Annotated in this window: 8 protein-coding genes; 5 read left to right on the top strand and 3 right to left on the bottom strand. The window is 71.1% G+C overall.

The genetic code is table 11. The features are described from left to right. The 3 genes from CM1CMNOD_RS14545 to CM1CMNOD_RS14535 all read left to right on the top strand — a co-directional run. Positions 1–279, top strand: a 279-nt coding sequence (locus tag CM1CMNOD_RS14545; RefSeq protein WP_431607660.1) for an ArsA family ATPase, incomplete at its 5' end; no start/stop codon positions are given. Further along, entirely contained in the window at positions 276–1,025 is a 750-nt protein-coding gene (locus CM1CMNOD_RS14540; RefSeq protein ID WP_013874358.1) for a hypothetical protein, read from the top strand. The genes CM1CMNOD_RS14545 and CM1CMNOD_RS14540, both read left to right, overlap by 4 nt. Beyond that, complete coding sequence (locus tag CM1CMNOD_RS14535) at positions 1,022–2,008, top strand: ROK family glucokinase (protein WP_013874357.1); 987 nt, start codon at positions 1,022–1,024, stop codon at positions 2,006–2,008. The genes CM1CMNOD_RS14540 and CM1CMNOD_RS14535 overlap by 4 nt, the downstream gene beginning before the upstream one ends. Before the next feature lie 115 nt (positions 2,009–2,123). Here CM1CMNOD_RS14535 and CM1CMNOD_RS14530 read toward each other — a convergent pair whose 3' ends face one another. From CM1CMNOD_RS14530 to CM1CMNOD_RS14520, 3 genes are read right to left on the bottom strand one after another with little or no spacing between them, the layout of a single operon-like run. Beyond that, a complete protein-coding gene (locus CM1CMNOD_RS14530; RefSeq protein WP_013874356.1) occupies positions 2,124–3,389 on the bottom strand; it encodes a TIGR00300 family protein in 1,266 nt (421 codons plus the stop codon). A 59-nt stretch (positions 3,390–3,448) separates the two neighbouring features. Then, on the bottom strand, positions 3,449–4,288 hold the full coding sequence (locus CM1CMNOD_RS14525) for a hypothetical protein (RefSeq protein WP_013874355.1): 840 nt from the start codon (positions 4,286–4,288) through the stop codon (positions 3,449–3,451). A gap of 21 nt (positions 4,289–4,309) precedes the next feature. Then, on the bottom strand, positions 4,310–5,101 hold the full coding sequence (locus CM1CMNOD_RS14520; RefSeq protein WP_013874354.1) for an alpha/beta hydrolase: 792 nt from the start codon (positions 5,099–5,101) through the stop codon (positions 4,310–4,312). Between the two features lie 410 nt (positions 5,102–5,511). On the opposite strand from CM1CMNOD_RS14520, the gene CM1CMNOD_RS14515 reads away from it, so the two are divergent. Both CM1CMNOD_RS14515 and CM1CMNOD_RS14510 read left to right on the top strand, forming a co-directional pair. Further along, positions 5,512–6,396 carry a lysophospholipid acyltransferase family protein gene (locus tag CM1CMNOD_RS14515; RefSeq protein WP_013874353.1) on the top strand — a complete coding sequence of 295 codons (885 nt, stop codon included), beginning with the start codon at positions 5,512–5,514 and terminating at the stop codon, positions 6,394–6,396. A gap of 306 nt (positions 6,397–6,702) precedes the next feature. After that, positions 6,703–7,762: hypothetical protein (locus CM1CMNOD_RS14510; RefSeq protein ID WP_207387502.1), on the top strand; the 1,060-nt coding region annotated here is incomplete at its 3' end.

The following is a 7,762-nucleotide window of genomic DNA, read 5'->3' as shown; positions in this document are numbered from 1 at the left end:
GGCCCGTTCGACCCGCAGCGGGCCGGGATCGGCCCGCTGCGGGTCGAACGGGCCGGGAACGGCTTCTCGATCTCGATCGCCCTGCCGTTCGTGGAGCGTTCCGAGATCACCCTTGCCAGGGTCGGCGCGGACGAGCTGATGGTCTCGGTCGGTTCGCAGCGGCGGATGCTCACCCTGCCGTCCGCGCTGCGGCGGTGTGACGTCACCGGCGCGGTGCTGCGAGACGATCGGCTGGTGGTGTCCTTTGTACCCGACCCGGACCTGTGGGTGCGCACATGACCATGCCGGCGCCGGGTCCGCTCGCCCAGGAAGCCGCTCTGCTCGCCGCGGCTGTGCGTGACCTCCTGCTCACAAATCCGGGGATTCAGGCCTACACCGCCCACGCCCACGCGGGTAACACCGGCTATGCCGATCACACCGGCTATGCCGATCACACCGGCTATGCCGATCACACCGGCTATGCCGATCACACCGGCTATGCCGATCACACCGGCTATGCCGATCACGCCGGCTATGCCGGTCACAACGGCTATACCGATCACAACGGCTATACCGATCACAACGGTCGTTCTGGTGACGACACCCACGTCGGCAAGAACGATCATGTCGGCCATACTGGGGGTACCGGTCCCGGGCGGACGGGATCCGGGCGCCGCGCCGCCACACCGTCCGGCGGCGCCGGCGGTGACGCGGGCGGCGGTGCCGGTTGCGACTGCGGCCTGCGTCCGGAGGACCACCACGAGGCCCGTCCAGACGCCGCGGCGATGAACATGTGCCAGGTGTGTCCGCTCTGCCGGCTGGTCAACACCCTGGCCGCGGGCCGACCGGAGGTGGCCGGGCACCTGTTCGCCGCGGCAACCTCGCTGGCGGCGGCGGTGCGGGCGGTCCTCGCCGGCCGTCCGGACACCGGCACGGGCAGCGCGGCAACGGCCGGTACCGGCCCCGTCGAGGACACTGCTGTGAGGGGATGGACAACTGAGCGGCCGGGGCCCGGGCCGCGTGTTCAGAGGATCGATGTCGAGTGACCCCCACAACGTCGGGTAGGGACGGCTCACAGCCCGATCTGGTGATCGGCGTGGATGTCGGTGGCACGAAGGTCGCCGCGGGTGTTGTCGACGGGGCCGGGGCGGTTCTGTCGTCGCTGCGGCGGCCGACGCCGAGCCAGCAGCCGTCCGCGGTGGCCGATCTGATCGGCGAGGTGGTCGGCGAGCTGCGAGCGGCCGTGGCGCCGCGGCCGGTGCGGGCGGTCGGCATCGGGGCGGCGGGCCTGATCGACCGTGACCGCTCGCGGGTGCTGTTCGCGCCGAACCTCGCCTGGCGTGACGAGCCGCTACGGGACGAGGTGAGCACCCGCACCGGTCTGCCGGTCGTCGTGGAGAACGACGCGAACGCGATGGCCTGGGGGGAGTACCGCTTCGGTGCCGGCCGCGGCGAGCCGGATCTGGTGTGTGTGACGGTGGGAACCGGTGTCGGCGGCGGGATCGTGCTCGACGGCCGGCTGTACCGGGGGCGGTTCGGGCTCGGCGGGGAGATCGGGCACATGCAGCTGGTGACCGGCGGCCGTCTGTGCGGGTGCGGGAACCGGGGATGCCTGGAGGCGTACGGTAGCGGCAACGCGCTGGTCCGCAAGGCCCGTGAGCTGGTGACGACCTCGCCGACGGCGGGCCGGCGCCTGCTGGAGCTCGCCGGCGGCGAGGTGGGCGCTCTTACTGGTCCGGCGGTCACCGAGGCCGCCCGGGAGGGTGATCCGCTCGCGGTGAAGTGCTTCGAGGACGTCGGTACCTGGCTGGGCCGGGCGATGGCCAGCCTGGCCTCGATTCTCGATCCCGGTCTCTTCGTGCTCGGCGGCGGGGTGTCGGAGGCTGGTGATCTTCTTCTCGCCCCGGCCCGCGTGGAGTTCGCGAACAGCCTGTCGGCCCGCCAGCACCGTCCCGAGGCACGGATCGTCACAGCCCAGCTCGCAGCCTGGGGCGGCATCGTCGGCGCCGCCGACCTGACCCGTAGCTGAACGTTACTGTAGCAACTTTGTGTTGTTGAAAAGAATTCAATATGTCACTGGACGGTTCGTCATCGAGCTGGACGGCGACGCGGACGGCCTTGCCAGGCCGGCGCGGCCAGCTCGATCAGCGGATGGTGTCCGGGCGGTAGTCGGCGACCAGTTCCTGGGCCAGCTGCTCCAGGAACAGCCCGGCATCCGTGACCACACCGACCGCCTGGGAGAACCCGCGGTCAGCGATCCTGCTGACGCTGCTGGGATCGATGTCCACACAGGCCACCGGGATGGACGCCGGCAGGATGTTGCCCGTCGCCACCGAGTGCAGCATCGAGGCGATCATTATCGCGAGCCCGATCCCGCGCAGGGCCTCGCGCATGGCCCGCTGGCCGGCCAGCACGTCGGTGTGGACGTCCGGCAGTGGGCCGTCGTCACGCACCGAGCCGACCAGGACGAACTTCTTGTTCGCCTTGACGATAGCATGCATGATCCCGCTGGTCAGGATGCCGTCGTCGACGGCGGCGACGATGGATCCGGCGCGCCGGATCGTGTTGATCGCCCGGATGTACTGCTCGTGCCCGCGCTCGGCGCCCTTGCCGCGGCTCGGCTCGTTGCCGAACGCCGACCCGTACAGGGCCGCTTCGATGTCGATGGCGGCGAAGGCGTTGCCGGAGAAGAGCACGTCGACATAGCCGGCCTCGATCAGCGCGACCATGGCCGGGGTGGCGCCGGAGTGCACGACGGCGGGCCCGGCCACCCACAGCACCCCGAAGCCCTCCGCCTTGAGCTCACGGATCTGGCGGGCGATCGCGCGGACCAGCACGGCCTGCCGCTGCGGCGCCAGCAGGGTGGTGGACGACGAGACGGACTGCGACGACAGGGCCTGGAAGGTGCCGTACAACCGGGTCGAGTGGTCGGTCACCGGCAGGACGGCCTTCACCCCGGACACGCCGCACACGATCATGTCGCCGGCCCGGACGTCGGAGACCGGGATGGTGCGTACCCGCCCGTCGGAGACGACAAGGCCGCAGTCCATCTCGGGATGTTCCACCGGCACCCAGTGGCCGCCGAGGCGGACCACGGTTTCCAGGTTGGTGGTCGAGTAGAAGTCGGGGGGGAAGACCCCGTCTCGGTCGGCCGCCCGCAGCAGCGCGGTACCCGGTTCCACACTGTTGACGCCATAGGCCTTGATCCGCATGAGAATGCGGGTCAGCTGCTCCGCCGAGTCGGCCCCGACGACGATCGTCGCGTGCGACTCGTCATCGTGGGTCGCGCCGAGATCGATGCTCCTGATCTCGTAGTCGCCCCCGTAACTGAGAACGTCGTCGAGTACCCGGGCGAGAATGCCGGTGTCCATCAGGTGACCGTGTATCTCGACCTTCTCGTGGAACTCCACGCAGCCGCCCCTTCCCTGCCCTGACGTGGGTGCCCGGTCCGCCTGCCGGCGAATCCGGATCAGACGACCGCGCCATCGTCACCGTCCGCCGAGTCGGTGGGCGGCCGATCCGCCATTCGGAACACCAGTGTGGCGACTCCGCCCAGCACAAGCATGACTCCTCCGACGTCATAGGGCCTGCCATGGTCGATCCCGGCAATCGTGGGGACCAACAGGATCGCGACGCCGACGGCGATGGAACACAACGCCCACCGGGTGGTGGGTTTCATGCGAGGTGCTGGCGGTGGGGGTGGTGGGTCGTAGTGGTCGGACGGGTCATCGGGGCCGTCGTAGCCGTCGGCATCATCCGGGATGCCCGGCGGATCGATCTTCGGTCCGTCACCGGCGGGGCCGGTGGCCGCACTGTCGTCCACGGGAAAGAGAATATGATCTTTCTGCTGGCCCGGGTCGAGCGGTAAGCGCCAGACCGGACGCACGATCGCGCCCGGAGGCTCCGTGTGCATCGTGACGTCCTCGTTGCGTGCCGTGACGTCCTCGCTGGATGGCCAGGTCCGCTCCACGGGCTCGGCGTTGAAACGGGCCACAAGCGAGGCGAAGACCGCGTCCTGGTCGGTGTCCTGATCCGTTTCCGCATCGCCGCCGTCGCTGTCCCCGCCGGAGGCGTCCGCGGCCGTCACCGGCGGCTCGGCAACGGCCGCATCCTCCTTCGGCCTGCCGTCGTCCCCGGGTGGCGGATCGCCGCGGCGTATCCCACGGTGGTCGGTGGCGCCGGGCGCGCTGGCGCCACCCGCCTCGGCGTCGGGCGGGCCGGCCTGCGGCGGCTGTCCGTACGCCGGGCCGCCGGACGCTCCACCCGCGTCCGGCGGCGGGCCACCGGCAGATGGTGGCAGGTCAGGCACGACTCACCTCGATCACCTCGATCACCTCGAGACAACCGTGTGCGTGTCGACGAACTGGAGGCTTCCCTCGAAAATTGTGTGTCTGTCGTTGTCGAGAGTCGCGACGTGGTAACTGTTCTCCAGGATGCGCTCGGAAACGGTGGACGATGTCGCGCCCGCCAGCAGGATCCGTCCGGAGGTGGCCTCGACGACGTGGTCGACGCGGCTGCGGAAGGTCAGGATCGGGCTGGTGACACGCCCCAGGTCCGCCACTGTCACCGCCCACAGTTCGCGCAGGGAGACGAAGGCCCGCAGGGGCAGGCGCCGGTAGGCGACCTCCGCCGTACCCGCGGCCTTGATGTCGCTGCCCACCCCGACCACGCAGGGGATCACGCGGGAGAGCGCCGGGGCGAGCGCGGCCACCTTCCGATCGGTGCCGAGGCTGGGGTTGACCGTGGCCACTCCGGTCAACGCCGGGCCGTACACCTCCGCCAGCCGCAGGGTCAGGGTGCCGCCCATGGACAGCCCCATGACGAAGACGGTCGAGCAGCGTTCCCGCAGGCGGATGAAGGCGTCTTCGGCCGCTGCGAACCAGTCGTGCCAGGTCGTGCCGTTCATCTCCTGCCAGCGGGTGCCGTGGCCCGGCAGCAGCGGGCAACAGACCGTCAGGCCCGCCTCCGCGAGGAACGTGCCCCAGGGGCGCATGCTCTGAGGTGTGCCCGTGAATCCGTGGATCAGCAGCACCCCGGTGTCGCCGCCGTCGTGTTCGAACGGCTCCGCACCGGGTACGACCGAAGTACCCGGTGTGACCGAACGCCGTGGTACGCCTGCCATGGTGTCCGCCCTCTCGTTACTTGCGCGCGATCGGCCGCACTCCGTGGAGGCGGGGGATTGTTCTGTTTTCGTCGCGCGGACCGGTTCCGCAGCATGCTCGCATGCCGGGCGGGTAGAGGCCATGCTCTTCACGATGCCGTGTTCAGCGGTGCCATGTTCGGTGGTGCCATGTTCGGTGGTGCCGCGTTCCATGGTGGGGTGTTCAGTGGTGCCGTGTTCGGGGCCGGCTGCGCCGCATCCCGCGTTCGCGCCGGCCCCGAGCCGCCGTGGGCGGGTCGGCCGTCCGCGACGGTCCCCGTGGTGGACGGAGCCACCCCGGTTCCATAGGGTTGTCCCGGCCACCGTGTGCGGGCGTGTCGGGCCGATGCGTGTCGAGACGATGTTGGCGGGCGACCACACCGGGAGCTGACGTGTTGTACTGGGTCGTCAAGGCATTTCTCACCCCTATCCTGCGGCTGTTCTGGCGGCCGTGGGTGGAGGGACTGGAAAACATCCCGGAACGGGGCCCCGCCATCCTCGCCGGCAACCACCTGTCCTTCTCCGACCACCTGTTCCTCCCGTTGGTCGTGCCGCGCCGGGTCACCTTCCTGGCCAAGAGCGACTACTTCACCGGATCGGGATTCAAGGGCTGGTTGAAGCGGCTGTTCTTTACCAGCGCGGGCCAGCTCCCGATCGACCGCAGCGGCGGGGCCGCCAGCGACATGGCGCTGCGCAGCGGTGTGAAGGTGCTCCAACGCGGCAAACTGTTGGGGATCTATCCGGAGGGCACGCGCTCACCGGACGGCCGGCTGTACCGAGGCAAGATCGGTGTTGCCCGGATGGCGCTGGAGTCGAAGGTTCCGGTCATTCCGGTCGCGATGATCGGCACGTTCGAGGTGCAGCCCCAGGGGAAGCTGCTGCCCAGGATCCGCCGGGTCGGCATCCGCATTGGCCGGCCGCTTGACTTCAGCCGCTACGAGGGCATGGTCGACGACCGGTTCGTGCTCCGGTCCATGACCGACGAGATCATGTACGAGCTCATGGCGTTGTCGGGCCAGGAGTACGTCGACAGGTACGCGCAGCGGGTCAAAAGCGAGATCGCCGCCACGGGCGAGGCGGCGAGCGGAGCTGACGGCTCCTCTGACGGGGACGGGGAGCCCGGCCGCGAGGGCGCCGGTCGTACGGTCGAGCGGTCGTCGGCGAAGGCCAGGACGAAGCCGTCGGCACCCCGTGCCCCGCGGACCCGCCGGCGGGGCGGTCACAAGGCCGGCCGCTCGGGCCTGGGTGACCAGACTGACACCCGCCAGGCGGGCTGATCGCCGGCCCGGGCCGGCTGTTGGTCGTTCTGGCACGGCAGGATGGTCGATGTGCACGCATCGGCGGATCTCACGGCGCCCGACCATCCGTCACGCCGGCGTCGGCCGCGGGCAGCCCGGCCGGCGGGAACGCGCTCTGCCCCGCGGCGGCTCGCCCTGACGACTGCTGTCGCCACGGTCGCCATCCAGGTGGTAGCCGGTGCCGTACCCGTGGCCTGGGCCCAGCCGGCACCGGATCCGAGTGTCGCGAGCCCGGCGCCCGTACGGTCGGTGGCGCCGGAACCGCCCGCCGGCACGGTTCTGCGCGTGGGGCGCTTCGCCGTCGATCTCGACGGCCGGATGCTGTTCGTACGCGGCGTGTCGGTGCCCCCCGACACCGTCCTCGACCAGGCCATCGTCGCGCGGTGGGCCGCCGCCGGCTTCACCGCGGCACGCCTCGGCGTGCGGATGGAGGCCGACGGAACGTTCAGCGGCCAGGCCATTGGTGCCGCTGCTGTCGCCGGCCAGGCCCGGCCGCCCGCTGGCGCTGGTCCAACTGTCGGTGACGGGCTCGACCGGCTTGCCGCGTCCGTCGCGACCGTCACCGGGCAGGGCCTGCGCGTAATGATCCAAATTGTGCCGACCGCCACCGCGGCCCGAGCCGGGGACGAGGCGTTCGCCGCGGGCCTGCGGCGGCTGTCGAGCCGCTTCCGTGACGTCGCCGGCCTGGTCGGCTTCGAGCTGGCGGCTCAGGCGTCGGCGAACTCCCCGCTGCTCTCCGGCGCCGTGCGGCTCGAGGACGCCCATCATCTGCTCTGGCGCAGCGGCCCGGCCCTGTTCGACCCGACCGCGAGCACGGCGACCAACGACGAGGCCGCGCTGCTGGTCGGCTGGGCGGGTGGGGATCCGGCGACCGTGCAGCGGCTGCTGTCGGCCGCCGAGAGCACCCAGATCGGCTGGTTCTTCGACCGGCCGCCCACCGGCCCGCTCCTCGCCGCACTGGCCAGGCCCTATCCGGCCGCGGTCGCGGGTGTTCCGGTGAGCCTGGCCTACAACCCGTCCGGGCGGCTGCTCGCGCTGTCCTACCTGCCGGTGTCGCCGGCGGGGAACGTCTTCCGGCCCGGGACGATGACCGAGATCCGGGTGCCGGCCGAGGCCTACCCTGACGGCTACCTGGTGCGGGTGTCGGGGGCCACGGTCGTCTCGGCCCCCGGCGCGGGTGTGGTCTGCCTGGTCACCGACGCCGCGGCGGCCCGGGTGGACGTCCGGGTGGAGCCCGCGTCCGCTGGTGGCGCCCCGCCGGTCGCCCCGCCGCCGCCGGGTGATCCGTGCCCGGCGGCGGCGCGACGACCACAGCCCCGGGTGCTGCCGCGGCCCCGGCCGGGGC

Origin of the sequence: Protofrankia symbiont of Coriaria myrtifolia (assembly GCF_900634755.1) — a bacterium.
Classification (GTDB): Bacteria; Actinomycetota; Actinomycetes; order Frankiales; family Frankiaceae; genus Protofrankia; species Protofrankia coriariae.
The sequence above is the reverse complement of the archived record's forward strand: the minus strand, read 5'-3'. Positions and strand labels throughout refer to the sequence as shown.